The 25237-nt window shown below is 72.2% G+C and carries 18 protein-coding genes; 8 read left to right on the top strand and 10 right to left on the bottom strand.

All coding sequences use genetic code 11. From position 1 onward, the window contains the following. Positions 1-3: 3 nt before the first annotated feature. On the top strand, positions 4-1479 hold the full coding sequence (gene guaB / locus HNP84_RS44820; protein ID WP_185056208.1) for an IMP dehydrogenase: 1476 nt from the start codon (positions 4-6) through the stop codon (positions 1477-1479). A gap of 40 nt (positions 1480-1519) precedes the next feature. Then, positions 1520-2638, top strand: coding sequence for a GuaB3 family IMP dehydrogenase-related protein (locus HNP84_RS44815; protein WP_185056207.1), 1119 nt, complete (start codon positions 1520-1522; stop codon positions 2636-2638). Between the two features lie 22 nt (positions 2639-2660). Here the strand turns inward: HNP84_RS44815 and nagA are convergent, their stop codons facing one another. Then, positions 2661-3794: an N-acetylglucosamine-6-phosphate deacetylase gene (nagA, locus tag HNP84_RS44810; RefSeq protein ID WP_185056206.1), complete on the bottom strand. Its 1134-nt coding sequence runs from the start codon at positions 3792-3794 to the stop codon at positions 2661-2663. Positions 3795-3973: 179 nt separating this feature from the next. Between nagA and HNP84_RS44805 the strand changes: the two genes are divergently transcribed. Beyond that, entirely contained in the window at positions 3974-4756 is a 783-nt protein-coding gene (locus tag HNP84_RS44805; RefSeq protein ID WP_185056205.1) for a DeoR/GlpR family DNA-binding transcription regulator, read from the top strand. A gap of 138 nt (positions 4757-4894) precedes the next feature. After that, on the top strand, positions 4895-6610 hold the full coding sequence (locus tag HNP84_RS44800; RefSeq protein ID WP_376772041.1) for a glycerol-3-phosphate dehydrogenase/oxidase: 1716 nt from the start codon (positions 4895-4897) through the stop codon (positions 6608-6610). A gap of 464 nt (positions 6611-7074) precedes the next feature. Here HNP84_RS44800 and HNP84_RS44795 read toward each other — a convergent pair whose 3' ends face one another. Then, on the bottom strand, positions 7075-9381 hold the full coding sequence (locus HNP84_RS44795; protein WP_221337547.1) for a MinD/ParA family ATP-binding protein: 2307 nt from the start codon (positions 9379-9381) through the stop codon (positions 7075-7077). A 407-nt stretch (positions 9382-9788) separates the two neighbouring features. Then, complete coding sequence (locus tag HNP84_RS44790) at positions 9789-10199, bottom strand: hypothetical protein (protein ID WP_185056203.1); 411 nt, start codon at positions 10197-10199, stop codon at positions 9789-9791. On the opposite strand from HNP84_RS44790, the gene HNP84_RS56550 reads away from it, so the two are divergent. After that, a complete protein-coding gene (locus tag HNP84_RS56550) occupies positions 10129-10620 on the top strand; it encodes an FAD-dependent monooxygenase (protein ID WP_221337546.1) in 492 nt (163 codons plus the stop codon). The genes HNP84_RS44790 and HNP84_RS56550 overlap by 71 nt on opposite strands. A 91-nt stretch (positions 10621-10711) precedes the next feature. Here HNP84_RS56550 and HNP84_RS44780 read toward each other — a convergent pair whose 3' ends face one another. Then, entirely contained in the window at positions 10712-11512 is an 801-nt protein-coding gene (locus HNP84_RS44780; RefSeq protein WP_185056202.1) for a DUF899 family protein, read from the bottom strand. 222 nt (positions 11513-11734) lie between these two features. On the opposite strand from HNP84_RS44780, the gene HNP84_RS44775 reads away from it, so the two are divergent. Further along, on the top strand, positions 11735-12640 hold the full coding sequence (locus tag HNP84_RS44775; RefSeq protein WP_185056201.1) for a GAF domain-containing protein: 906 nt from the start codon (positions 11735-11737) through the stop codon (positions 12638-12640). A gap of 246 nt (positions 12641-12886) precedes the next feature. On the opposite strand, the gene HNP84_RS44770 is transcribed toward HNP84_RS44775, so the two are convergent. The 4 genes from HNP84_RS44770 to HNP84_RS44755 form a co-directional block, all read right to left on the bottom strand. Then, a complete protein-coding gene (locus HNP84_RS44770; protein WP_312927117.1) occupies positions 12887-15826 on the bottom strand; it encodes a M36 family metallopeptidase in 2940 nt (979 codons plus the stop codon). Positions 15827-16006: 180 nt separating this feature from the next. Further along, complete coding sequence (locus tag HNP84_RS44765; RefSeq protein ID WP_185056199.1) at positions 16007-18217, bottom strand: beta-propeller domain-containing protein; 2211 nt, start codon at positions 18215-18217, stop codon at positions 16007-16009. Between the two features lie 39 nt (positions 18218-18256). Then, on the bottom strand, positions 18257-20653 hold the full coding sequence (locus HNP84_RS52210) for a serine/threonine-protein kinase (protein WP_221337545.1): 2397 nt from the start codon (positions 20651-20653) through the stop codon (positions 18257-18259). Between the two features lie 100 nt (positions 20654-20753). Then, positions 20754-20957, bottom strand: coding sequence for a hypothetical protein (locus HNP84_RS44755; protein ID WP_185056198.1), 204 nt, complete (start codon positions 20955-20957; stop codon positions 20754-20756). Positions 20958-21170: 213 nt separating this feature from the next. Here HNP84_RS44755 and HNP84_RS44750 point away from each other — a divergent pair, with 213 nt between their 5' ends. Further along, complete coding sequence (locus HNP84_RS44750) at positions 21171-22664, top strand: DUF885 family protein (RefSeq protein WP_185056197.1); 1494 nt, start codon at positions 21171-21173, stop codon at positions 22662-22664. A gap of 22 nt (positions 22665-22686) precedes the next feature. On the opposite strand, the gene HNP84_RS44745 is transcribed toward HNP84_RS44750, so the two are convergent. Further along, entirely contained in the window at positions 22687-23043 is a 357-nt protein-coding gene (locus HNP84_RS44745; protein WP_185056196.1) for a winged helix-turn-helix transcriptional regulator, read from the bottom strand. Between the two features lie 57 nt (positions 23044-23100). Here HNP84_RS44745 and HNP84_RS44740 point away from each other — a divergent pair, with 57 nt between their 5' ends. Next, positions 23101-23961: an NmrA family NAD(P)-binding protein gene (locus HNP84_RS44740; RefSeq protein WP_185056195.1), complete on the top strand. Its 861-nt coding sequence runs from the start codon at positions 23101-23103 to the stop codon at positions 23959-23961. Between the two features lie 3 nt (positions 23962-23964). On the opposite strand, the gene HNP84_RS44735 is transcribed toward HNP84_RS44740, so the two are convergent. Then, complete coding sequence (locus HNP84_RS44735; protein ID WP_185056194.1) at positions 23965-24834, bottom strand: ADP-ribosylglycohydrolase family protein; 870 nt, start codon at positions 24832-24834, stop codon at positions 23965-23967. Positions 24835-25237: the final 403 nt, after the last annotated feature.

The following is a 25237-nucleotide window of genomic DNA, read 5'->3' as shown; positions in this document are numbered from 1 at the left end:
AGCATGGCCAAGTTCACCGAGACAGGTCTCACGTTCGACGACGTATTGCTCGTTCCGGCGTACAGCGACCTGCTGCCCGGTGACGCCGACACGTCCACCAGGCTGTCCACCTCGATCACCCTGCGCATCCCGCTGGTCTCGGCGGCGATGGACACGGTGACCGAGGCGCGCATGGCCGTGGCCATGGCCCGCCAGGGCGGCATCGGCATCCTGCACCGCAACCTGTCGGTCGAGGAGCAGGCCCAGCAGGTCGACCTGGTCAAGCGCTCCGAGGCCGGCATGGTCACCAACCCGGTCACCTGCTCGCCCGACGACACGCTCGCCGACGTCGAGAACCTGTGCGCGACCTACCGCATCTCCGGCGTCCCGGTCACCGACGGCTCCGGCGTGCTGGTCGGCATCGTCACCAACCGCGACATGCGCTTCGAGACCGACCACAGCCGCCCGGTACGCGAGGTCATGACCCCGATGCCGCTGGTCACCGCGCCGGTCGGGGTCGGCAGAGACGAGGCGTTCGCGCTGCTGCGCAGCAACAAGGTCGAGAAGCTGCCGCTGGTCGACGAGGGCGGCCGGCTGCGCGGCCTGATCACGGTCAAGGACTTCACCAAGAGCGAGCAGTATCCGCTGGCCACCAAGGACGCCGACGGGCGGCTCGTCGTCGGCGCGGCCGTCGGGGTCGCGGGCGACGCCGAGAAGCGCGCGATGGCGCTGATCGAGGCCGGCGCCGACGTGATCGTCGTGGACACCGCCCACGGCCACTCGCGCGGCGTGTGCGACATGGTCGCCAAGATCAAGGCCAACGGCAAGGTCGACGTCATCGGCGGCAACGTCGCCACCCGGGCCGGCGCCCAGGCGCTGATCGAGGCCGGGGCCGACGCGGTCAAGGTGGGCGTGGGGCCGGGCTCGATCTGCACCACCCGGGTCGTGGCCGGCGTCGGCGCGCCCCAGGTGACCGCGATCCACGAGGCGTCGCTGGCGTGCGGGCCCGCCGGGGTGCCGGTCATCGGCGACGGCGGCCTGCAGTACTCCGGCGACATCGCCAAGGCCCTGGCCGCGGGCGCCGACACCGTGATGCTCGGCAGCCTGCTGGCCGGCTGCGAGGAGTCGCCCGGCGAGCTGATCTTCATCAACGGCAAGCAGTTCAAGTCCTACCGCGGCATGGGCTCGCTGGGCGCGATGCGCAACCGCGAGCGCGGCGGCTCCTTCAGCAAGGACCGCTACTCCCAGAACGACGTGACCGGCGAGGACAAGCTGATCCCCGAGGGCGTCGAGGGCCAGGTGCCCTACCGCGGCCCCGTCGCGGCCGTGGCGCACCAGCTCGTCGGCGGGCTGCGCCAGGCGATGTGGTACACCGGGTCGCGCACGGTCCGTGAGCTGCACGAGGCCCAGCTCATGCCGATCACCTCGGCCGGGCTGCAGGAGAGCCACCCGCACGACATTCAGATGACGGTCGAGGCGCCCAACTACCACCGCCGTTAAGGTCATCCGGTGGTACACGCACGAGGTTTTTAGGACGGACATGACTCAGGTGGAGATCGGCCGAGGCAAGAGCGGGCGCCGGGCGTACTCGCTGGACGAGATCGGGATCGTGCCGTCGCGGCGCACCCGCGACCCCGAGGAGGTCTCGATCGCCTGGCAGATCGACGCCTACCGGTTCGAGCTGCCCATGGTGGTCAGCCCGATGGACAGCGTGGTCTCGCCGAAGACCGCGATCGAGGTGGGCCGGCTCGGCGGGCTCGCCGTGCTCGACCTGGAGGGCCTGTGGACCCGCTACGAGGACCCCGAGCCGCTGCTGGCCGAGGTCGCCGAGCTTGAGGGCGAGGCCGCGACCCGCCGCCTCCAGCAGATCTACAGCGCGCCGATCAGCGACGAGCTGATCGGCCGCCGGATCGAGGAGATCCGCGCCGGCGGCGTCACCACGGCGGTGCGCCTGTCGCCGCAGCGGACGATCCAGCACCACAAGGCCGTGATCGACGCGGGCGTCGACATCTTCGTCATCCGCGGCACCACCGTCTCGGCCGAGCACGTCTCGGGCCGCGCCGAGCCGCTGAACCTCAAGCAGTTCATCTACGAGCTGGACGTCCCGGTGATCGTCGGCGGGTGCGCCACCTACACCGCCGCGCTGCACCTGATGCGCACCGGCGCGGCCGGCGTGCTGGTCGGCTTCGGCGGCGGCGCCGGGCACACCACCCGCACCGTCCTGGGCGTCGCGGTGCCGATGGCCACCGCGATCTCCGACGTGGCCGCGGCCCGCCGCGACTACATGGACGAGTCGGGCGGGCGCTACGTCCACGTCATCGCCGACGGCAGCATGGGCACCTCCGGCGACATCGCCAAGGCCATCGCCTGCGGCGCCGACGCGGTGATGGTCGGCTCGCCGCTGGCGCGGGCGTACGAGGCGCCCGGCCACGGCTTCCACTGGGGCTCGGAGGCCCAGCACCCCGAGCTGCCGCGCGGGCGCCGGGTGGAGTTCGAGCGCATCGGCACGCTGGAGGAGATCCTGCACGGCCCCTCCTCGCGCGCCGACGGCTCGATGAACCTCATGGGCGCGCTCAAGCGCACCATGGCCACCGCCGGCTACTCCGACATCAAGGAGTTCCAGCGGGTCGAGGTCGTGGTCGCCCCGCAGCAGCGCTGACCGCCCGCGCCGTGGGCCCCGCTCAGGGGCCCACGTGCCAGGCGCCCCGCTTCATCACGCCGGTCACCGTCAGCTCCTCGTCCAGCACCACCAGGTCGGCGTCCTTGCCGGTGGTCACCGAGCCGACCCGGTCGTCCAGGCCGAGCAGGCGCGCGGGGGTCAGCGAGGCCGCCCGCGCCGCCTCCGGCAACGACAGGCCGCACAGCCTGACCGCGCGCCGGAAGGCGACGTCCATGGTGAGCGTGCTGCCCGCGATGGAGCCGCCCTCGGCCAGCCGGGCCACGCCGTCCTTGACCTCCACGGCCAGGTTCCCCAGCCGGTACGACCCGTCGCCCACGCCCGTGGCCGCCATCGCGTCGGTGACCAGCGCCGTACGACCCGCCCCCGCCACCGAGTACGCCAGGCGCACCATCGCCGGATGCACGTGCACGCCGTCGTTGATCAGCTCCACCGTCACCCGCTCGTCCTGGAGCAGCGCGGCGATCGGCCCCGGGTCGCGATGGTGCAGCGACGGCATGGCGTTGTACAGGTGGGTGGCGACGGTGCCGCCCGCCTCGATCCCGGCCAGCGTCTGGTCATGGGTGGCGTCGCTGTGCCCGAGGGCGGCGACGACCCCGGCGTCCACCAGGTCGCGGACGACATCGAGCGCCCCGGGCAGCTCGGGGGCGATCGTGAGCATCCGGGCGTGCCCGCGCGCCGCCTTCACCAGCCCGGCGACCTCGGCCCGGTCGGGCGTACGCAGCAGGGCCGGGTCGTGCGCCCCGCACCGCGCCGCGGAGATGTACGGGCCCTCGAAGTGCACCCCGGCCAGCACGCCCTCCTCGCACAGGTCGGCCAGCGCGGACGCGGCGCGCGCCAGCTCCTCCAGCGGGCCGGTGACCAGGCTGGCCACCACGGTGGTGGTGCCGTGGCCCAGGTGGAACGCCACGGCGCGCCGGGCCTCCTCCGGGTCGCCCGCCGGGAAGGACGCCCCCGCCCCGCCGTGGTTGTGCTGGTCCACGAAGCCCGGCACGACGTACCGGCCGCCGAGGCTCAGCCCGGCGCCGGGGGCGGCGCCCCGGCCGACGTGGGTGATGCGGCCGTCCTCGATGGTCAGCCAGCCGTCGTGCACGTCCTCCGGCGTCACGATACGGGCGTCGACGAGTGTGATGCTCATAGAGGAAAGGATCACAGATCCACTGACCCGACGCGCCCGGGAACAGGGCCGCGGCTGCACCCGGGTGCCGAGAAATGTCACCTGAACCGGGATAGCCCGCATCTTCGCTCATTGTGACAAGATGTCGATCTGTTCTGTGCCACGCTTGACGACCTGGCCGTCGAGGAGGTTGTGAACAGGTGGCTCGTTACGAGCGCTGGAACGCGATACTGGAACTCCTTGCGCAGGAGGGACGCCTGTCGGTGGAGGACGCCGCCGCCTCGCTGCGCGTGTCCACCGCCACCATCCGACGCGACTTCGACCAGCTCGCCGAGCAGCAGATGCTCATGCGCACCCGCGGCGGCGCGGTCGCCCAGAGCGTCAGCTACGACCTCCCGCTGCGCTACAAGACCGCCCGCGACGCCAAGGAGAAGCAGCGCATCGCCCTGGCGGCGGCCGAGCTGATCGCCCCCGGCGCCGTCGTCGGCATGAACGGCGGCACCACCACCTCCGAGCTGGCCCGCACGCTCGCCACCCGCGCCGACCTCAACGCCGGCACCGTGCCGCCCGTCACCATCGTGACCAACGCCCTGAACATCGCCGGCGAGCTGGCCGTGCGCCGGCACATCAAGATCGTCATGACCGGCGGGGTCGCGCGCCCGCAGTCGTATGAGCTGATCGGCCCGCTCGTCTCCGGCGTGATCGAGCAGGTCACCCTGGACCTCGCCTTCATCGGCGTGAACGCGATCAACTTACGCGACGGCGCGGCCACCCATCACGAGGGCGAGGCGGGCGTGACCGCCATGATGATCTCCCGGGCGGCCCGCGTGGTCGTGGTGGCCGACGCCAGCAAGGTGGGCGCGCGGGCCTTCGCCCGTATCTGCCCGCTGTCGGAGATCGACGTCCTGGTCACCGACGAGCGCCTGCCCGGCGAGGACGCGGCGGCGTACGAGGAGGCCGGAGTCACCGTCATCCGGGCCTGATCGAGCCGGGCGGGGTGGCGAACGTCACCGCCCGCCGGCTACCCACCGGTAGATAGCGCGGGACGTAACGGGTACAAAGGCAGGGGCAAGGGGATGGACGCGTACTCGGGGGAGCAGGAGACCGGCATGACGGCGCACATGGGCACCGCGAGGCTCGGCCCGGCCGAGAGGTCGGCCGCCCTGGCGCAAATGGCCGCTCAGGAGCTCGACGTGGTCGTGGTCGGCGGGGGCGTGGTCGGCGCGGGGGTCGCGCTCGACGCGGCCACCCGCGGGCTCAGCGTCGGCCTGGTGGAGGCGCGCGACTTCGCCTCCGGCACCTCGTCGCGCTCCTCCAAGCTCATCCACGGCGGCCTGCGCTACCTGGAGCAGCTCAACTTCGACCTGGTCCGCGAGGCATTGCAGGAGCGCGCGCTACTGCTCCAGCGCATCGCGCCGCACCTGGTGCGCGCGGTGCCGTTCCTGTTCCCGCTGACGCACCTCGGCTGGGAGCGGCCGTACGTCGGGGCCGGGCTGGTCCTGTACGACTCGCTCGGCTTCTCCTTCGGCTTCACCCGCGGCGTGCCGGGCCACCGCCACCTGTCCAGGAAGCGGGCGCTGCGCCTCGCCCCCGCCCTGCGCCGCAGCGCGTTCACCGGCGCCATCCAGTACTGGGACGCCCAGGTGGACGACGCCCGCTACGTCATGACGATGCTGCGCACGGCGGCGGCGTACGGGGCGCATGTCGCCTCCCGCTCCCAGGTGGTCGGGTTCCTGCGCGAGGGCGAGCGCGTCACCGGCGTACGCGTGCGCGACCTGGAGGCCGGCGAGGAGCTGGAGGTCCGCGCCCGCCAGGTCGTCAACGCCACCGGCGTGTGGACCGACGACATCCAGGCCCTGGTCGGCGGGCGCGGCCAGATCCACGTACGCGCCTCCAAGGGCGTGCACCTGGTGGTGCCGCGCGACCGCATCCACTCCTACACCGGGGTGATCCTGCGTACGGAGAAGTCGGTGCTGTTCGTGATCCCGTGGGGCCGCCACTGGATCATCGGCACCACCGACACCGAATGGTCCCTGGACAAGGCCCACCCCGCCGCCTCGCGCTCCGACATCGACTACGTGCTCGACCACGTCAACAGCGTCCTGTCGGTCCCGCTGACCCGCGACGACGTCGAGGGCGTGTACGCCGGCCTGCGCCCGCTGCTGGCCGGCGAGTCGGACGAGACCTCCAAACTCTCCCGCGAGCACGTCGTGGCCCACCCGGTGCCCGGCCTGGTCATGATCGCCGGCGGCAAGTACACGACGTACCGGGTCATGGCCCGCGACGCCGTGGACGCCGTGGCCCACGGCCTGGCCCAGCGTGTCCCGCCGTCCTGCACCGACCGCATCCCCCTGGCCGGCGCCGAGGGCTACCAGGCCCTGTGGAACTCCCGCCACCGCCTCGCCCGCGAGTCGGGCCTGCACGTGGCCCGCATCGAACACCTTTTGCAACGGTACGGCTCCCTCATCGAAGAGGTCCTGACCCTGATCGCCGACCGCCCCGACCTGGCGGGCCCGCTGTCGGGCGCCGACGACTACCTGCGGGCCGAGATCGTGTACGCCGCGACCCACGAGGGCGCCCGGCACCTGAACGACGTGCTCACCCGGCGTACGCACATCAGCATCGAGACCTTCCACAGGGGCGTGGCCGTGGCCCAAGAGGCCGCCGAACTGCTGGCCGGCCCACTGGAGTGGGACGCGGAACAGGTGAAACGCGAGGTGGAGTACTACACCAAGCGCGTGGAGGCCGAACGCGCCAGCCAGGAACAGGACACCGACCAGGAAGCGGACGCGATAAGAATGGGCGCCCCGGAGATAGTCCCCGTCGCCTCAGACTGAAATCCCGCCCACCCGCTCCCACCCGTTGCCGCCTACCTCTGATCACCCGCCTGGCGCCCACCCGTTGCCGCCTACCTCTGATCGCCCGCCTGGCGCCCACCCGGCGCGCGCGTCCCGCGCGCCAGCGGCCCTCGCTGACGCTCGGCCGTTCTTCCGAGTGTCGGGCTGACGCCCGACGCTGGCGCCCACTCCCCAAGCTGTTCCCCACCACCTATGATCACCCAACTGGCGGGGGTGGTGGTTGCGCTGAGATCGGTGGACCGGTGGCCGGGGTGAAGTGGGTGGCCGACGGCTCCGGTGACGTGTATAAGGCGGGGGTTGGGGTGAGCGAGCGTGAGGCGCCGACTCGGGCGGGTCGGGTGGTGGCGGATCCGAGGCTGAGGCGCACGGCCTTTGCAGAGGGCGGTGGCGGCCGGGCCTGAGATGGGAACGACCAGGAGTCGACAACCCCCGTCCCGCCGACCTCAGTCGAGGTTGTTCCGTTGGCGAACCAGGTTGGCGATGGCCAGGATCTTCGGGCGGCCGGTGGCCTTGAAGGACAGGCCGTGGCGGAAGATCTCGGGAATCCAGTACTGGTCCTCTTCGCGGAATACCACGCCGTTGGCGGCCAGGATGCCCAGCTCTTCGCTGGAAAGGCGGACGGAGTCGGGGCTGAATGGAATGCGCTTCTTGTCGGCTTCCAGGGTGTCCAGGGTCTTGAGGAGTTCCCCCACCTTGGGGCTCTCGTCGCCGATGGCCTTGATCTTCTCTTTGCTGCAGCTTACGAGTGCTCTCCTCATCGCGGCCGGTGTCAGCAAGCGGTTCGAGTACCGGACGTCGGCCACGGAGAGCGCGGCGGATTCCGCGAGGAAGGTGACGATGTCGCGCGCCTGGATCTGTCCGTTGAAGTCGGAGAGCGCGGCCAGGAACCATCCGTCGGAGCGGGCCTCCCGGGAATGGGGCGATCCCATCTTCTCGCCCCAGACCGGGGTCAGATACCTGCTGAGGTCCTCATCCTTCGCGTGCACCACCTCATCGTCGGTGAGATCACTAAGGGCTCCGGAGTGCTTGGCGACCCACAGGGCGAGGCGTAGCGCTTCCGCCGGATTCCACTTGAGCTCGAACTCGCTGTACCTGGCGAGGAACTGTCCGTAGTTCTGGCGAATGGCCGCCTGAACGAGGTCGCGCCGTACGAAGATCACCAGCCCGAGCGGTCTGCCGCGCAGGCTGCGCAGCCATTCCAGGCAGTCGACCAGGAGGACGCCCAGCGCCTGCCGCTGTGCGGCATTGTGCGAGAAATCCTGGAGCAGGTCCTCCAGACCGTCGATGAGGAAGATTCTGTTGTGGGCCGCGCCGAATTCGGCGAGGTCCCTCTCGACCTCGTCCGGCGAGGTGTCGATTCCGACCGCCTTCGCCATGCAGGTAAGCCAGGTTCGCCGCCACTCCAGGTCGGACCGTTCCGAGCGTAGGGCGTCGTCGATCAGATCGCGTAGGGCGAGCTGATCTGCGGGCTGACGTTCCAAAGACGCGCCCCGTTGAACCTCGCGGATTCTGGCGAACGTGCTGTCCTTGATGTTCTTCGAGACGAACACCGGGGCGAGCCGGGCGTCCAAGGTCACACCTGGGACTCCGACGGCATCGGCGTACTTTTGCCAGGTCTGCCGGAAGCACATCTGGACCTGGGTGAAGGTCTTGCCCGAACCCTTGGCGCCCGCCACGACGCACAGAGGAGGCTCGGTGCGGTGCGAGATCAGCAGGTTCCGCAGGGATTCGGTGGGCAGGAACGCCGTGTCGTCCGCCGTCTCGGCGTAGGCCAGCCTTCTGGCGAAATGAGCCAGGGTCTCCCGGCGAGGAGCCAGGGGATTCTCCCTCGTCGCCGGAGCCGAGTCCTCGCCTTCGGGCACAACGGGCGCCTGCGGGGGCGCGAGTTCCTCGGCCAGGGGTGCCATGATGTCGGTGACCTGCTGGCGCCGCAGCAGGTCGATCACGGATTCCCACGAGCCGGGTAGGGCGAGGAGGCGATCCTGGAAGACGCTCAGCAGCGGCTCCAGCGTGATATCGACGTCCACGATGCGGTCCTCATGCTCCCGCAGTTCGGGGCCGAGCGTCGTGGAGATGGCGTCACGAAGCAGCGCGGCGGCTTCGAGCACCAGTTCCTTGTGTCCAGGCTCGCGGAACTGCGTGATGAGGGCCGCACTAGGTGGGTCGATCCGCCGTGACGGCGCGCGTCGTCCGAGTTCCCTGATCAGGCGCGCGGTGCCGCGGAGCGACTGGTTGCTGATGCTGGTGACGAAGATCCGCTGCACGCGGGAGTCGAGCAGGACGGGGGCCGACAGCTCACTGCCCCCGGCGCGCAGGTCGAGCAGGACCGTGGACGCGCCGAGGCGTTCGGCCAGTTCGGCGAGAGACTCGGTCAGGTAGTAGATCGACCGGCCGGGGGTGAGCAGGTCGGTCGGTTCGAGCCGCGGGGGCGCGATGTCGCGGAGTGAGCGCCGTGTCGGCATCACGATCACGCCGTCGATCGCCTGGTTCGGCAGGTAGGCCGCGCCGAGTGTCACGGCCTCGGTGGGACGGCCGTCCTCCGAGGAGTGCAGGAGGGCGAGGAAGTCCTCGTAGCTGAAGTCGACGCGCCGGCCGTGGGAGGTGAACATCCAGGTGATGCCGGGCGCCTCCAGGTCGGCGTCCACGAGGAGCACCCGGCCTCCACGCTGTGCGATGCCGTCGGCCAGCGCGACCGCGTGCAACGTGCGTCCCACACCGCCCTTGAAGGAGTGCATCGCGGCGATCCGCACCCCTCCGGCGAACCCGGCCTCGGGAGGAGGAAGCGGTTCCCCTAGGGCGCGTACGATCCGGCGCTCCCGCCAGCGGGGTTCGCGCCTCGGCGCGGCGTGCTCGCCATGATGGATCATGATAGGCAACAGCCGCGTGGAGGGGCGTCCAGGGACGTCGTCCAGCCGGAGGAAATGGCTCCCCTGGTCGCGGACGATGGAACCGACCCCGAACCGGTCGCCGAGCCAGTCCAGAGCCTCTCCCTGCGACGTTCTCGGGTCGACGGTCACCTGAAGGCCGTCCCAGAAGGCGTCGCACTCCTGGAGCCACTGGGGCCACTGGTTTCTGGCCGCGAGTATCGCCAGGTGGGCGTCCACATCGACCCAGGTGTAGAGGTGTTCGGGAACCGCGATCTCCCGGTCTGGCACGATCACATCCCCAATTCTCGCCGACACCAGGCGATCAGCTCGTGCAACGAGGCCACGGCCTGCTCCTCCTCCGCTTTCCGGAGCGTGTGTCCGTACCGCCAGGCCTGGTGCAACTCGGCGAACGCCACGTGTCCCCGGCCGTTCTGGCTGGGGCACGACCGCATCCGGTTGCACACCTCGGGTGGCAGTTTCAGTTCCTTGGCGAGACGGTGCAGATCGTGGTTCCGTAGCTGCTCGGGCAGGTGGGAGGTGTCCTTGTAGCCGTTTCGGCTGAGTATCGCGGCTTTCAGGCCGCACTCCACGCCGTAGAAGAGGAGGAGCGCCGCCGGCGCTCCTTCCATCATGGATTCCACGGTTTTCGTATGGGTGCCGAAACTCGCGCGTAGCTGGTTTCTGCCGACGTCTACGGCCACGGTCGCTCATGGTAGTGAAACCGTTGCGGTCGCCGGGCCGCTATTGACGACAAGGGGCATCCGTGCCGAGACGGTCGGCCCGAGAGCGGCTCCGAGCATGGTCATCATCGCCGCCCCGCCGGCCTGCTCGGCTACGAGGCGTACGCGGACCACGAAGTGGGGGAGGAGCCCCCGCCGCCGAGTGGCTGCGCACGCTGCGCGAGGTCTACGCCGATGGTGGGCTCCAGGTCCTCGGCTCGCTGCACATCGTGCCGGCGTCCCGCATTGGCGCCGGGGCCGGATGGTCCTGGTCGGCGACGCCGTGCACGCGCCGTCCAACAGCTCGGGCCAGGGCGCCGCGCTCGCCATCGAGAGCGCCGTGCTGCTCGCGCGTTGCCTGCGCGACCACGCCAAGGCTCGGTCCTGGTGGCCAGGACCGTGATGCCGGTGATGATGAAGACGGTCATGAATCCGGAGAAGATGTTCGGCCCGGAGCCAGGTCGACACGCACCGGGCCGGCCGCGGTGAGGTTGTCAGTGGTGGTGGCCGTGTCGGCCGAGGGTTTCCACGGGGGTCGCGCCGGGGCGGGTCCACTGCGGGACGGGGCGGCTGGTGGGGCCCCAGGTGGCGTTGCCGTCGGCGTCGGAGCGCCAGGACCAGCATGGGCTGCGGCCCTCGGGCCAGCCCACGGGGTTGTCCTCCCACGCCTCGCCGCGGCCGTAGGGCATCATGTCGAGCAGGCCCAAGGACCCGTTGACCCGCTCGTTGCCGCGGCCCGTCGTGGAGTAGGTGAGGAACGCGCGGTCGCCGTCCCGCAGGAAGCAGGTGATGTAACCCATGCTGCCGCCGACCGGCTCGTCCACGCCGCGCACCGAGTACCAGGGCTGGGTGTAGCCCATGAACTCGACGTAGGAGGCCACCTCGTCCCAGCGGCCCGTGGTCAGGATGGCGAACGAGACGCCGCGGGCGTTGAGGTAGACGGAGTCCTTCAGGTGCCAGGCCGTGGTGGTGCAGCCCTCGCACTGTCCCTGGTGTGGCGCGCCGTCGTACCACATGTGCTTGTAGACCACGAGCTCGTCGCGGCCCTGGAACAGGTCCAGGAACGGGACCGGGCCGTCGGGGCCGACGACCTCGACCGTTCCGTCGAACTCCACCATCGGCAGCCGGCGGCGGGCCGCGGCGATGGCGTCGCCCTCGCGGGTGTGGGCCTTCTCGCGGGCCAGAAGCTCGTCACGGGCGGCCTGCCAGGTGGCCATGTCGACGATGGGCGGGCGGCCGGGCAGCGTGGTGGTCGGGTCGTCCGGGGTGGTCGGGTCGTCCGGGGTGGTCGTCATGGTGTCCTCCGTGGTGGCTCATGACACGTTCTGCAGGTACACGGTGAAAGGTAGTGCTGGGGGCCGCCCGCGCTCTTCCGGGCCCTGAGGACCACGCGCGCCAGCGACGCCTGCCCGGCGGCATCGTGTTCGGTGTCTACGCAGGTCATCCGATGTGGACCTATGCTGTTGGGGCGTGCACATCGCGGAGCTCACGATGGGGATCTCGGGGGAGTGAGCCGGATGGCGGATGGCTGGAACGACGGGAGAACGTCCGACGACACGCTCGTGGAGCGGTTCCTGGACGGCAAGCCCACGGGGCCCGATGTGTGCGCGTCGATCCTGGACTCCTGGCGGCGCTGCCGGGCGGCGGGACTCACGCCCGATTCCGCCCAGGCGTACCCTGTCGAGGACCTGGATCCGGAGTGCGACCTGGTGCGGGCGGCCCGGCCGGTGTTCGAGCGGCTGCGCATCACCATCGCGGACACCCCGGCGTGTGTGTTCCTGGGTGACGCCAGGAGCGTGATCTTCCTGCGCGCCGAGGGGGACCCGGTCCTGGGCAGGGCGCTGGACGCGGTCGGCGCCGCGCCCGGATTCCGCTGCGCCGAGACGGATGTCGGCACCACCGCCTTCAACTCGGTGCTGGTGGAACGGCGCGCCCGCCAGGTCTCGGGCCACGAGCACTTCGCCGAGGCGCTGCGCTGGAGCACCGCCGCCGCCGCGCCGGTACGCGATCCGCTCAGCGGGCGCCTGGCCGGGGCCATCAGCGTCACCTGCCCGAACGACCGGGCGAACGCGGAGATGATGGAGCTGGCCCGGCGCTCGGCCGCCGGTGTGGAGCAGCGACTGCTGGACATGGCCACCGACCGTGAGCGCGCCCTGATCGCGGCGTTCCTGCGGGAGCAGGGCGCCGGGGCCGCGCGTCCCGCCCCGGGCACGGGGCCGCGCGACCTGCCCTCGCGCGATCGGCTCACCCTGCAAGAGGCCGCGGTGAACCTGGTCGCGCAGGGCAGGGCGGCGGTGGTGGACGTCGCCCTCTCCGACGGCCGTGTCGCCACGCTCGTGGCCCGGCCGGTGACCGGTTCCGCCGGCGCGGCCGGCATCGCGGTACAGGCGTGGATCCCCGGCCGCTCTCGCCCCCCGGAGTGAGTCATGGCCGCTCCCGGCCTCTGGGGTGAGTTATGGCTGCTCCTGCGCCCCGGGGTGAGTCATGGCCGCTTCTGCCCCCCGGGGGTGAGGCATGGCCGCTCCCGTCCCCCGGGGTGAGTCATGGCCGCTCCCGTCCCCCGGGGTGAGTTATGGCCGCTCCCGTCCTCCGGGGCCAGTCATGGCGGAGGCGGGAGCGGTAGCAGGTGCCCGTCCGGGGCGATCCTCATCGCCCCGGACGGAGGGATCTCAGCGGGTGAACGCCTGGAGTTCGGCGGCCCGGACCTGGTCGCGGAACGGGCTCGCGGTGGCGCAGTCGGTGCTGCTGTTGGGGTCGGCGTCCTGTTCGCCGAGGTAGAGGGGGTTGCCGGTGCACTGGCTGGAGACGACGCGCAGCATCAGGTGGGTGGCCTTGGCGGGGCGTACGTCGAAGGACTTGATCAGGAGGTCGGCGCCGCGGGGGCGGGGGAGCCGGGTCTCGAAGGCGTTCGAGCGGCTCTTGTAGATCGACCGGTACGCCGCCGGGTCGGCGCAGTTCGCGCCGGTGGCGGTGTCGCAGGCGAGGATCTCGAAGGCGCGCAGGGCGCTGAAGCGGTTCTGGGTGCCCGGGTCGGCCGGGTCGGAGATCGCCGGGCGGAGCATGGCGCTCACCTGGACCCGGCGGATCTTGGCCGGGTCGGTGCCGACCAGGTCGACCATGATCTGGCGGCCCTGGACCGGGGCGGTCAGGGAGGCCCACTGGGTGGCCTCGGTCTCGTCGATCAGGTTGGGGTGGTTGACGCCGTCGCCGGTGGCGGTGGCGCCCGCGGCGGCGGAGGCGAGGTTGGCCGAGAGCCTGACGTCGAGGGTCTCGGACTTCCTGATCTTCTCGGTGAAGCGGGTGTGGCCGAGGCCCGGGCCCACCGCGAGGAAGGAGTACGTGCCGGGGATCATCTCGAAGGTGTCGCCCAGCGGGGTGGCGGGGTCGGTGTCGGCGATGGGGGTCACCCGGGCCTCGTAGTCGCCGACGTAGAGGCGGACCGGCTTGCCGGCGGCGTCGCCCGTGGGCTTGAAGGTGACGGTGGCGTTGGTGGCGTGCGGGGAGGCGAAGCTGGGCGTCGGGTCGGGGTCGCTCGCGCCGTTGCTGGCCGCGCCGCTGCCCAGGCCGTGCTCGGCGAACGCGTTCCACATGATGTCCTGGTTCTTGCCGCCGAAGCGGATTCGGTCGGCGGCGAGCAGGGCGTCCCTGTGGTCCACGTAGCTGACCGCGCCGGAGGCCATCAGCAGCAGCGCGTCGAAGGAGAGCTGGGCCCAGCGCCGGTTGCCCGGGCACTTCTCGACCGGCAGTTTGCCGTCGGCGCAGGCCCGCTGGGTGGCGGGGGTGCCGTCGCCGTATCGCTTGATGAAGGCCGCGCGTACGTCGAACTGGGTGGCGGACCAGATCTCGCCGTCGGCGTGCACCTGCTGGCCCACCAGGTCGTAGGCGATGTCGCTGTAGTTCAGCGGGGAACGGGACATGTCGTAGTTGCGGATGCCCGCCTTGGCGTCGCCGGTGACGTAGGCGCCGGTCACGTACGGCGTCTCGCCCGGCGGGCGGAAGCCGTACTCGAACAGGTACTCCATGGCGAACAGGTCGGAGGTGCTCTCGTTCATCGCGCCGGCCTGCGCGCCGCTCCAGCCCGCGGTCGGGCCGCCGATCATGCGGCCGGAGATGGCGTGGGTGTATTCGTGGCCGATGACCGACATGTCGTAGTCGCCGTCCACGCACGGGCCGTAGAACGAGCCGGCGATCGGCTGCCACAGGTACATGTTGGTGATCGGCGCGACGCCGTCGGGGCCGGTGATCTGGTTGGCGTTGTCGCGCACGCTCAGGATGCGCGCGCCCGCCTGGGCGTTGCCCTGCTCGGGGTCGTTGCCGAGCCCGCCCCGCTCGCCGTTGCTGACCTGCATGTTCCACGCGGTCTCGGTGAAGCCGAGGCGATAGGACCAGTCGTGCATCCGGTTGTGCATGGCGTGCAGGTTGGAGATCGCCGCCTCAAGGTCGGCCTCGCCGGGCTGGTCGAAGGTCGCGGGGTCGCACTTGGCCTTGTACCAGATGTTCTGCCACGGGTACCGGTACGTGCGGCTCGGCGTCTGCACGTTGGGCCGGGTGCCGACCGTGTTGGCCACGCCGCTGGCGCGGTTCTCGAACGTGCGCGCCGCGTTGCCCAGGCTGGTGTGGGACGGTGTGCCGGTCGTGTGGTCCACGTCCCAGGCGTGCCCGGTGGCCGGGTCGCCGCCCACGACGAGGTCGCAGCCGGGGCCGGGCTTGTGGCACCAGGTCTGGCGGGTGTCGGCGGAGGAGTAGTCGCCGCGCGGGCTGGCGGGGAAGACCTCCCAGCGCGGGTTGTCCGGGTCGTGGTTCCCGTCCCAGGCGTGGTCCACCAGGTTCTCGCGGACCAGGATCGCGCCGCTCACCGCGTCCACGAAGGTCGTGTACGCCGCGGGCTCGGCCTCGTCGCCGCCGATCAGTGTGACCTGGAAGGCGTTGTGCACGCCGTCGGGCGCGGGCACGGCGACGGCCGAGACCAGCTTGGTGGTCGCCGTGGCCAGGTCGATCCGCCCGTCGGCCGCGGCGATCTCCACGGCCCGCTGCTCGTCGATGGCCGCGGCCGGCGGGGCTTCGGTGGTGCGGGACAGGGTCGAGGTCACGTGCATGATCTTGCCGTCGGCCACGCCCAGCGCGACCAGGCCGTCCACGCCCGCGGGCAGGTCGCCGAAGCGCTGCCGCAGCAGCACCGCGTGCCCCTGGCCGATCGGGTTGACCGCGACCTTCTCCAGCGCGTCCACGGCCTCGGCGGACAGGCCGAACAGGGCCTGGTTGGCCTTCAGGTACGCGCGCGCGGCCTGCTCGGGGTCGCCGCCCAGGCCCTCGGCCAGCGGACCGGCGGCGGTGATCACGGCCGGGGTGCCCAGGGTGTTCCAGCGGATGGTGGTGCCGGCGCCGCTGCGGAGCGCGGCCGGTGGCGCGACGGCGCCCTTGCGGTGGTCGAGGTCCGGCTTGCCGTGCTCCTCGGCCTGGAAGTCGTGCACCTTCGGGGCCTGCCGGGCCGACTCGGCCGACTGGACCTGGTGGACCGGTTGGCTCTGCGCGACGCCGGTCGCGGACAGTGCGAGCGCCCCGGCGCTCGCGGCGACGAGTGTGATGCGTAACCAGGGGTGTGCGGGCACAGATCCTCCTGCGCAGACGTGGCCGCCGTTGGCCATGCCTTCGATGGATCGGCGGATCCTGCGGTGGGGTTCGCCCGTGCGGATCCGACACGTGTTGATCACACGTGTTGCCGCAGTGGTAACACTCCCTACAAATCATGACAAGGGCTTGTAAAGGCCGCTATGTCGGTGTAATGCGGGTCAGGAGAAGGCGATCCATGCCTGGTCGGCGAGGGTGCGGGCGTCGCTCGCCTTGAGCCCGCTCTCGGAAACCGTCCACAAAGTGTCACCGATCACCAGGGAGCGCCGGATGTCGGGGGTGAAGGCGGTCCCCTCGGTGGTCGTCTCGGGGTGCCGGACCGTGCCCACCTCGGTGATCTCGTCGCCGCCCGCGCCGATCCGCAGCACCAGCGCCCCGTTGTCGCTCGTGCCGGTCTTCTCGTCCCAGGAGTTGATCGGCAGCACCGTCAGGCCGCTCGCCGGCCAGTACAGGAACGCGTGCGGGTCCCACTCGGCGGCGATGCCGGAGTTCTTCCGCACCCACTGGGCCAGGCGGCTCGGCCGGGCCGGGTCGCTCACGTCGAACAGGGAGACCTGGGCGCCGATCTGGCGGCCCTGCTCGCTCGCCTCCTGCCCGACCCCGATCAGCCGCCCGTCGCCGGCCGGGTGCAGGTAGGCGGAGTAGCCGGTGATCTTCAGCTCGCCGGTCACCCGGGGCGCGGCCGGGTCGCGCAGGTCCAGGGTGTAGAGCGGGTCGATCTGGCGGAAGGTCACCACGTACCCGACCGGGCCGATGAACCGCACCGAGTAGATCCGCTCGCCCTTGCCCAGCCCGGTCACCCGGCCCACCTCGCTCAAGGTGGCCGCGTCCAGGACGTACACGCCGCTCTCGCTGTTCTCCCCGGTCGTGGGGTCGGAGACGGTGGTCGCCACCCGCAGCCGGCCCTCGTGCTCCGACAGGGAGTACTGGTTCAGCAGCCGGCCCGGCACCGAGCCCGAGGCGACGTAGCGCGGCGCGCCGGTCCCGCCGATATCGAACCGGTGCACCTCGGTCTTCTCAGGCGGCGCGACCGGGGTCTTGCCGGGCGCCGGTTCGGTCGGCTCGGGGTCGCTGGGGGCCGGGTCTATCGGGGTCGGGCCGGTGGGGGTCGGTTCGGTGGGGACGGGGCCGCTCGGGGTGGGCTCGGCGGGGGTGGGGGCCTCGCGCGGGGCGACGTCCGTGCCGCCCGGCGTGGGTTCGGGCAGCAGGGACGGCATGGACGGGTCGTTGGACGGCCGCGGCGAGGGTGTCTCCGCCGGGGTGCTGGGGTCCGCCGGGGCGCCGGTGTCCTCCTCAAGGATCACGGCCGGGTTCCACCAGCGCGGGTTGCTGGTCACATACAGGCTGGTCGCGGTGCCGTACACGGTGTCGCCGTCGGCGGCGACGCTGATCGGCTCGACGCCCTGCAGCGTGCGCTCGCCCGCCGCCAGGTCCAGAGTGTGCACGGTGAGCATCGAGGTGCCGGTGTACTCCCGCGGGTGGCTGACCCGCTCGCACGCCACGCTCCGCGTGCTCTCGCGGCCCGCCGCGTCGGTGACGGTGAACTTCGGCAGCCACGCCTCGATCGGGGCGCGCTCGACCGCCTCCCGGTTCAGCCGGGTCCGCTCCTGCTCCGAGGGCTGGTCCTCGGGGGAGGCGGTGGGCGCGGGCTCCGGGAAGTCGATCATCGGGCGGCTGCGCACCACCAGGCGCACGGTGGAGCCGACCATCCGCGCGTCCACGTGCTCGGCGTTCCGCGGCGCGATCGAGCCCGCGACCTTCGGCCGCCCGGCCAGGTCCACCAGGACGTACGACAGCTCGCTCCCGGCGGGCCGCTTGACCGTCGCGGCGGCGTCGGCCGGCATCACCCCGCCGCTGCTGAACAGCACCAGCGCCCGGTCACCGTGCACCAGCAGGTCGGCCGGCGCCCAGCCCTGCTCCTGGGGCACCAGGCGGAGCGTGCCGGTGACCTTCCGGGTGGCGGCGTCCACGATCCGCAGCACGCCGCGCGTGACCGTGATGATCCGCTTGCCGTCCGTCTTGACCAGGTCGGGCTCGTCCACGCCCGCCTCGTGGACGTTGGTGGTGGAATGACCGGCGCTGGAGTCCTGCGACTCCTTGGCGGCGATCGCGTCGGCCCGCGCGAACAGCACCGGCCCGCCGAACCCCCACGGGCCCACGTTCTTCGCCGCCTGCCCGCGCAGCCCGGCGAGCATGTCGTCGCAGCTCTCGTACGACACCAGCGTCGCCGCCGCCAGGTTCACCGTGCCCGGCCGCTCCGGCGCGCCCGTACGGCCGTCGCCGCCGCCCCCCTCGCCGCCGCTACAGGCGGCGCACGCGAGCAGGGCGGCGGACAGGGCGACGGCACCGGCCGTACGGATCGAAGCGCTCATGCCCCTACCACGGACGCCGGCGGCGTCCGGTTCACGGTCTCAGGATGTGCGGGGCTTCTGGGTGAACGCGGCGCTGAACTGGAAGTCGTCCGGCACCTCCAGCAGGGTGCGCACGGTCTCGCCCTTGAAGTCGATCACGATCACCTGGTCGGCGCCGCTGTCGATCTCCCAGCAGAACAGGTGGCTCTCGTCGTACCAGCCGAGGACCTTGTCGCACTCGGAGGTGAACCGGGTGGTGATCTCGCCCTGCTCGGTGCTCCACACGCAGTGGTTCTGCGCGGTGCCGCCGGGGCAGTCGGTGACGAACTGCCGGCCCGAGGGCGAGAAGAAGTCCATCGTGTCGGGCACGTGGCCGATGCCGTCGATCGTGCGGACCTCGGTGCCGTTGGTGTCGTAGACCCGCAGCGACTCCTGGTCGCCGTCCTTGGCCACCGTCACGGTGCCGCCGCCGGGGCCGTACCAGCCGTAGTACGACTCGTCCACCGCGGTGTCCTTGATCGTGACCACGTCGGCGGCCGTCTGGCCCACCGTGGCGATCACGAACCCCTCCGTGCGCCAGTTGTCGGTGCTGACCTCGCGCTCGATCGCGAGCAGCACCCGCGTGCTGTCCTTGGACCACAGCCACACGCTGGCGATCAGCGGTTTGCGCACGGTCTTGACCGTGGTCCGCTGGCCGGTGTCGCGGTCGGTGATCACCACCGAGTCGTAGCCGTCGTCGGTGTAGTTCTTGCCCCGCGCGGCGAGGTAGCGCCCGTTGGGGGAGACCTTGGACTCCCAGTTGTTCGGGTACTTCGCGTAGTCGCCGGTCAGCGAGGCCCGCGCGTAGTCGACCCACTCCTTGGTCTTGGGGTCCTGGATCTGGTACGAGGTCAGCGCGAGCGTGTCGTCGGGGTGCTCGTAGAGCGTGATCCCGGCACCGCCCGGCAGCGTGGTCTTGGTCAGGTTCGACGTCGGCACCGGAGTGGACGTCGGGGTCGGGGTCGGGGTGGCGCTCGGGGTGCGCTGCGCGAGCGGGCTGCCCGTCGGCTGCGGCTCGCCGCCCCCGCCCTGGCTCCGGATCACCACGGCCACGAGCACGACCACCAGCACGACCGCGAGCGCCCCGCCGGCGATCGCCGCGATCGTGCCGCCGCGCAGCCCGCCACCGCCCCCCTGCCGGGGCACCGTCGGCGGGCCGTGCTGCGGGTAGCCCTGGTACCCCTGCGGCTGCTGGTGGCCGTAGGGGGCGGGCGGCGCCTGCTGGTAGTGCTGCTGCTGCTGCGGGTATCCCTGCGGCTGCTGCCCGTACGGCTGCTGCGGCTGAGGCTGCCCGTACGGCTGCTGCGGGTAGCCCGGCTGCCCGTGGGGCTGCTGCTGCGGCGTGTTGCCCGCGGGCCCCCAGGCCGCGGCCTGCGGCTGCGACACGGGCGGCTGCCCGTGCGCCCCCGGGAACGAGGACGGCCCACCGGCTCCGGGCACCGACGACGGCCCGCCGGCCCCCGGGAACGACGACGGCCCACCGGCCCTCGGCACCGACGGCGGCCCGCCCGCGCCCGGGAAGGACGAGGGCCCGCCGGGGCTGGACGGCTGCTCCGCCGCCGCGGCGGCGGCCTCCTGGAGGATCGTGGGCGAGCTGGGCGCTGCGGACACCGGATGCTGCAGCAGGCGCAGGATCACCTGCTCGGCCGACGGGCGCTGGGCGGGGTCCTTGTGCAGGCACGCGGCCACCAGGTCGCGCAGCGGCCCGTCCAGGCTGGACAGGTCGGGCTCGGCGTTCAGCACCCGGTTGATCACCGCGGGGAGCGTGTCGCTGCCGAACGGCGCCTGGCCGCTGGCGGCGTACACCATGGTGCTGCCCCAGGAGAACATGTCGGCCGCCGAGCCGACCGTGTGGCCGAGGATCTGCTCCGGCGCCATGTACGCCGGCGTGCCCACCGGCATCGCGCTGAGCGTGGACGTGGCGTCCAGCGCCCTGGCGATGCCGAAGTCGATGACGCGCGGGCCGTCGGAGGCGAGGATGACGTTCGCGGGCTTGAAGTCGCGGTGCACGATCCCGGCCTGGTGGATGGCCGCGAGCGCGGTGGCCGTGCCGATCGCGAGCCGGTGCAGGCTCGCGCCGGCGCGCGGCCCCGACTCGGTGACCACGGCCTGGAGCGAGGGCCCCTCGATGAACTCGCTGACGATGTACGGCCGGTCGTTCTCGACCCCGGTGGCGAGGACCTGCGCGGTGCAGAAGGGGGCGACCCGCTCGGCCACCGCCACCTCGCGCACGAAGCGCTCCACCATGACCGGATCGCCGGACAGTTCCGGCCGGAGCCACTTGACCGCGACATGGTTCCCGCGAGCGTCGGTCGCGAGATAGACGACGCCCTGCCCGCCTTCGCCCAGTCGCCCGCGGAGATCATGGCCTCCCAGTCGGGTGGGGTCTCCGGATCTCAGCGGCGTGATAGAAGGCATAAGGGGATTGTGGCGCTTTGCGGTGACAACGGCCACCTGACCGAGAACCTACGGGGGCACGACCTGGTAACCATCCGGCGGCGACGCTTCGGCGTCACCCCTAGTATGACCGGTGTTCGCTGAGCCGGGCCAGATCCGACTCCATCTGCGCCATCAGCGTCTGGTACCCCTCCCAGCCGTACAGCCGGACCAGCTCCGCCTGCACCCGGAGTGTCTCCTCCCTGGCCGCCTCGGGCCCCTGCCGTCGTACTTTGTCGAGCGCTCGATGCGCTTCCCGCTCGGCGGGAACCTCTCGTCGGATCACCCTTGATCGACCTCCGTGCCCGTACATGCCCGTGCTGAATGGTGCCTACACCTGACGCACGGCCCCGGGATCAGGTTGACCTCCTACGTCAATCACTTTGCGATCAGTAAACCGGTTCATGATCGGCCGGTCGCCCCCGGCGGCCGATGAGGGCCGATGAGGGCCGATGAGGGCCGATGACAAGCGGCGGGCCGTGGGGATAGCGTTCCGGGGATGAGCGATCTCGACGCGCGCCTGCGGGCGGTGTGCGACCTGATGATGGCCGATGTACGCGAGGCGGCGGGCCGGCACGAGTACGACGGGCGGGTGCAGGACCTCTCCCCCGAGGGCGTGCGCGCCGGGCTGGCGGCCCTGGGCCACGGCCCGGCCCCGGCCGACCCCCACGACGCCGCCCACCTGCGCATCTTCGAGCAGGCGCTGCGCGTACGCCTGGGAGAGCTGGAACTGCACCGCGGCAACCTGCTGGACCACCTGGGCAACCTCGACCTGGCCTGCTACGACCGCGACTACGCCCCCGAGGCCGAGCGCGCCGCGGCCCGCCGGGCCCATCTGGCGCAGTGGCCGGACGCGATCCACGCCTCCCTGAAGTCCCTGGACAACCTGAGCGCCCCCGTGGCGACGGCGCTGCTGGGCGCGGTACGCGGCCTGGCCGCCGGCATCGCGGACGAGGCCGCGCTCAAGGCGCACGCCGCCCTGGTGACCCACGTCGAGAAGGCCGCCGCCGACGGCGACCCCGACGCCTCGATCGGCGCCGACGGGCTCGCCGCGCTGCTGGCCGCGACCGACGGCCTCCCCGTGGACCTCGGCCGCCTGGCCGAGCAGGCCGACGCCGAGCGCGACCGCCTGATGGAGCGCCTGACCGCCGCCTGCGCCCGCTACGGCGAGCCCGGCCGCCCCCCGCTGGACGTCGCCCGCGAGCTGGTCCGGGACCACCCCGGGATCGACGGCGTGATCGACGCGGCCAGGTTCTGGACCGAGAAGGCCATCGCCTTCACCCGCGAGCGCGACCTGGTCCCGTACCACGACGGCGAGTGCCTGGTCGGCCTGGCGCCCGAGTCGCGGCGCTGGGCGATGGCCATGATGAGCTGGGCCGCGCCCGGCGAGCCCGAGGGCCCGTCGTGGTACCACATCACCCCGCCCGACCCGTCCTGGCCGCAGCGCGACATCGAGGAGTGGCTGGAGGTCTTCAGCGCCACCACCCTGCCCGGCATCACCGTGCACGAGGTGGCCCCCGGCCACTTCTCCCACGCCCGCGCCCTGCGCCGCGCCCCCGGCGACGTCCGCCGCATCCTCCAGGGCAGCGCCTTCATCGAGGGCTGGGCCCACTACGCCGAGGAGGTGTGCGTGGAGGAGGGCTTCGAGGCGGGCGACCCCCGCTTCGAGATCGGCGTCTGGCTGGAGGCCCTGGTCCGGGTCACCCGCCTTGCCTGCGCGATCGGCGTGCACACCGGCGCCATGACCGTGGAGGAGGGCGCCCGCCGCTTCGCCGCCGACACCCACCTCGCCGGCCCCGCCGCCATGGCCGAGGCCGCCAGGGCCACCTACGACCCCACGTACGGCCGCTACACGTGGGGCAAGCTCGTCATCATGGCGCTGCGCGACCGCGCCAGGCGGCAGTGGGGCGCCGGCTTCACCCTCCAACGCTTCCACAAGGCCCTGCTCGACCTCGGCTCGCCGCCCCTGGGCCTGCTCGACGCGATCCTCTAGGCGTCTCCCGGCGCCTTCGCGTCTAGGCGTCTTCGAGGGGGTGGGTCTCGCCCCACACCAGCATGGCGTACAGGATGTCGCCGAGGCTGTGGCCCTGCTCGGTGAGCTCGTAGACGACCCGGGGCGGGACCTCCGCGTACACGGTGCGGGTGAGGATCTGCTGGTGCTCCAGACTCCGCAGACGATCGGTGAGGGTCTTGGCGCTGGGATCGCCCAAGGCGGTGCGCAGCTCGCCGAAGCGCTTGGGCCCGGTCAGCAGCTCGCGGATGATCAAGGTCGTCCATTTGCCGTCGAGGACCTTGAGGGTGCGCTCGATGCCGCAGCCGGGGCGGGAGGCGTCGGCCAGGCGGGCGGCGATGTCGGTCCCATTGCTTCCCATAGGGAAACCATATGCGGTTCTGGGTACTACTTCACTACGGGAACTAATGTCCGTGACATGCAAAGACTCACAGTCGTCGTGCACGGGGCGACCGGTACCCAGGGCCGTCCCGTCGTCCAGCGTCTTCTCGCGGCCGGCCACCACGTGCGGGCCGCCGTCCGGAACACCTCGGCCCCGGGGCTGCCCCCCGGCGCCGAACCGGTCTTCGCCGATCTGTCCCGGCCCGGCTCCCTCCAGGAGGCGTACGCCGCGGCCGACGCGGTGGTCGTACAGCTTCCGATGGTCTTCGCCGCCGAGACGGCCGTGCCGCAGGCCGAGGCGGTCATCGCCGCCCTGAAGGGCAGCGGGGTGCGGCGGGCGGTGTTCAACACCAACGGCATGACGGCCTCCGAACCGGTCGGGGTGCCCGCCGTGGACGCCCGTACGCTGCTGGCCGCGGAACTGCCGCGGGTCGTCGAGGTCGCCACCGTGGTGGCGCCCGCGTTCACTTACCTGGAGAACCTGGCCGCGCCCTGGTCGGCGCCGCTGGTCGCGGCGGGGGAGGTCGCCTACCCGCTGCCCGCGGACCTGCCGGTGCCGTGGGTCGCGGTGGACGACCTCGCCGCCGCCATCGCCGGGTTCCTCACCGATCCCGCCCCGCCCGCGCTGCGGATCATCGCCGGGCCCGAGGCGCTGACCGGAGACCGGGTCGCGGCGGAGCTCGCCGCGGTGCTGGGACGGGACGTGCGGTGGCGGCGCGTCGAGCCGGCCGAGTACGAGCGGATGCTCATCCCGTACACCGGGCCGGAGTTCGCCGCGGGCGTCGCGGCGGCCTACGCGGCACCCCCGCCGGCCGTGGCGCCGGACCCGGCGGTGCTGGGGACCGGGACCACGACTCTGCGGGAGTGGGCCGCGAGGCAGGACTGGGGCCTGGACTGACGGTCAGGCCCGCAGGGCGTGCAGGCCGTGGGCGAGGGCGTCGAGACCGGCGGGGAGTTCGGCGCGGCCGGCCCAGGGGATGTCGATCGTGTCGTGGCGGCAGCCGAGGACGCCGCCGGTGATCGCGGCCACGGTGTCGGTGTCGCCGCCCAGGAGGACCGCGCGGCGCATGGCCGCCGCCGGGTCCTCCTCGCGCCGGATGACCTGCACCACCGCCGCCAGGGTGTCCATCGCGTCGATCGACACCCCCAGCTCGCCGGGCTCCCACTCGCCCCGCGCCGCCCGATCGATGATCTTGGATTCCCCCAGCCGGAACGGCTCGATCTCCTCCATCGCCACCGCGATCAGCTCGTCGATCGAGCGTCCCTCCAGGGCGTACGAGCCCATGGCGGCCACCGCGCACGCCGCCGCCAGCGCGGTGGGCGCGCCGTGGGTGGTGCGGATCAGCGAGTCGACCAGGGCGCGGCGGCGGCCGGCCGCGTCGGCGGGGGTGGCCCAGCCGATGGGGAGCACCCGCATGATCGCGCCGTTGGACGCGCCCTTGGTGGCGTGCAGGGAGCCGTCCTGGGTGAAGCGGGCGATCGCCCGCAGCGTGGTCGGGCCGATGCCGCGCATGGTGGGCATCGCCTCGGCCAGGCGGGTGAGGAAGGCGCGCGGGTCGCCCGCGCCCCCGCTGCCGATCAGGTTCTCGGCCAGCATGACCAGTTGCTCGGTGTCGTCGGAGGTGGCTCCCCGTGGCCAGTCGCCGCGCCGGGGAAGGGTGTCGAGCGCCGCCGCGTCGATCTGCGAGGCCACCCGGCCCTCCCAGGGCACGCCCAGCGCGTCGCCGCAGGCGAAGGCGATCAGTCCGCTCCGGATGCGTTCGGCCGTCATCCGGCCCCCTCGCCGAGCGTCGGATCGAGCCTGTTCTCCGGGCCGATGTGCGGTAATCGTGGAGGCATGTCCAACACCTACCCCAGGTACTCCCGGCATGCGGCCGAATCCGCACCGACGGGGTAGCGACCCCGCCCCGGCGACCCGGCCCCGCCCCGGCGACCTGGCCCCGCCCCGGCGACCTGGCCCCGCCCCGGCGACCTGGCCCCGCCCCGGCGACCTGGCCCCGCCCCGGCGACCTGGCCTCGCCCCGGCGACGTGGCCTCGCCCCGGCGACGTGGCCTCGCCCCGGCGACGTGGCCCCGCCCCGGCGGCGCCTCCGGCACGCCGCCTCAGGTCGCGCCGGGGAACCTCCCGGCGCAGTCAGCGCATCGCCGTTCGGCGACCCTGTTCAGGTTCCCGG

The organism is Thermocatellispora tengchongensis (assembly GCF_014202315.1).
GTDB lineage: Bacteria > Actinomycetota > Actinomycetes > Streptosporangiales > Streptosporangiaceae > Thermocatellispora > Thermocatellispora tengchongensis.
The sequence above is the reverse complement of the archived record's forward strand: the minus strand, read 5'-3'. Positions and strand labels throughout refer to the sequence as shown.

Bases quoted from the DNA above. Each gene is read 5' to 3' on its own strand.
- guaB (WP_185056208.1), top strand. From the start codon at position 4: ATGGCCAAGTTCACCGAGACAGGTCTCACGTTCGACGACGTATTGCTC.
- HNP84_RS44815 (WP_185056207.1), top strand. From the start codon at position 1,520: ATGACTCAGGTGGAGATCGGCCGAGGCAAGAGCGGGCGCCGGGCGTAC.
- nagA (WP_185056206.1), bottom strand. From the start codon at position 3,794: ATGAGCATCACACTCGTCGACGCCCGTATCGTGACGCCGGAGGACGTG.
- HNP84_RS44800 (WP_376772041.1), top strand. From the start codon at position 4,895: ATGGGCACCGCGAGGCTCGGCCCGGCCGAGAGGTCGGCCGCCCTGGCG.
- HNP84_RS56550 (WP_221337546.1), top strand. From the start codon at position 10,129: ATGGATTCCACGGTTTTCGTATGGGTGCCGAAACTCGCGCGTAGCTGG.
- HNP84_RS44780 (WP_185056202.1), bottom strand. From the start codon at position 11,512: ATGACGACCACCCCGGACGACCCGACCACCCCGGACGACCCGACCACC.
- HNP84_RS44775 (WP_185056201.1), top strand. From the start codon at position 11,735: ATGGCGGATGGCTGGAACGACGGGAGAACGTCCGACGACACGCTCGTG.
- HNP84_RS44765 (WP_185056199.1), bottom strand. From the start codon at position 18,217: ATGAGCGCTTCGATCCGTACGGCCGGTGCCGTCGCCCTGTCCGCCGCC.
- HNP84_RS52210 (WP_221337545.1), bottom strand. From the start codon at position 20,653: ATGCCTTCTATCACGCCGCTGAGATCCGGAGACCCCACCCGACTGGGA.
- HNP84_RS44750 (WP_185056197.1), top strand. From the start codon at position 21,171: ATGAGCGATCTCGACGCGCGCCTGCGGGCGGTGTGCGACCTGATGATG.
- HNP84_RS44745 (WP_185056196.1), bottom strand. From the start codon at position 23,043: ATGGGAAGCAATGGGACCGACATCGCCGCCCGCCTGGCCGACGCCTCC.
- HNP84_RS44740 (WP_185056195.1), top strand. From the start codon at position 23,101: ATGCAAAGACTCACAGTCGTCGTGCACGGGGCGACCGGTACCCAGGGC.
- HNP84_RS44735 (WP_185056194.1), bottom strand. From the start codon at position 24,834: ATGACGGCCGAACGCATCCGGAGCGGACTGATCGCCTTCGCCTGCGGC.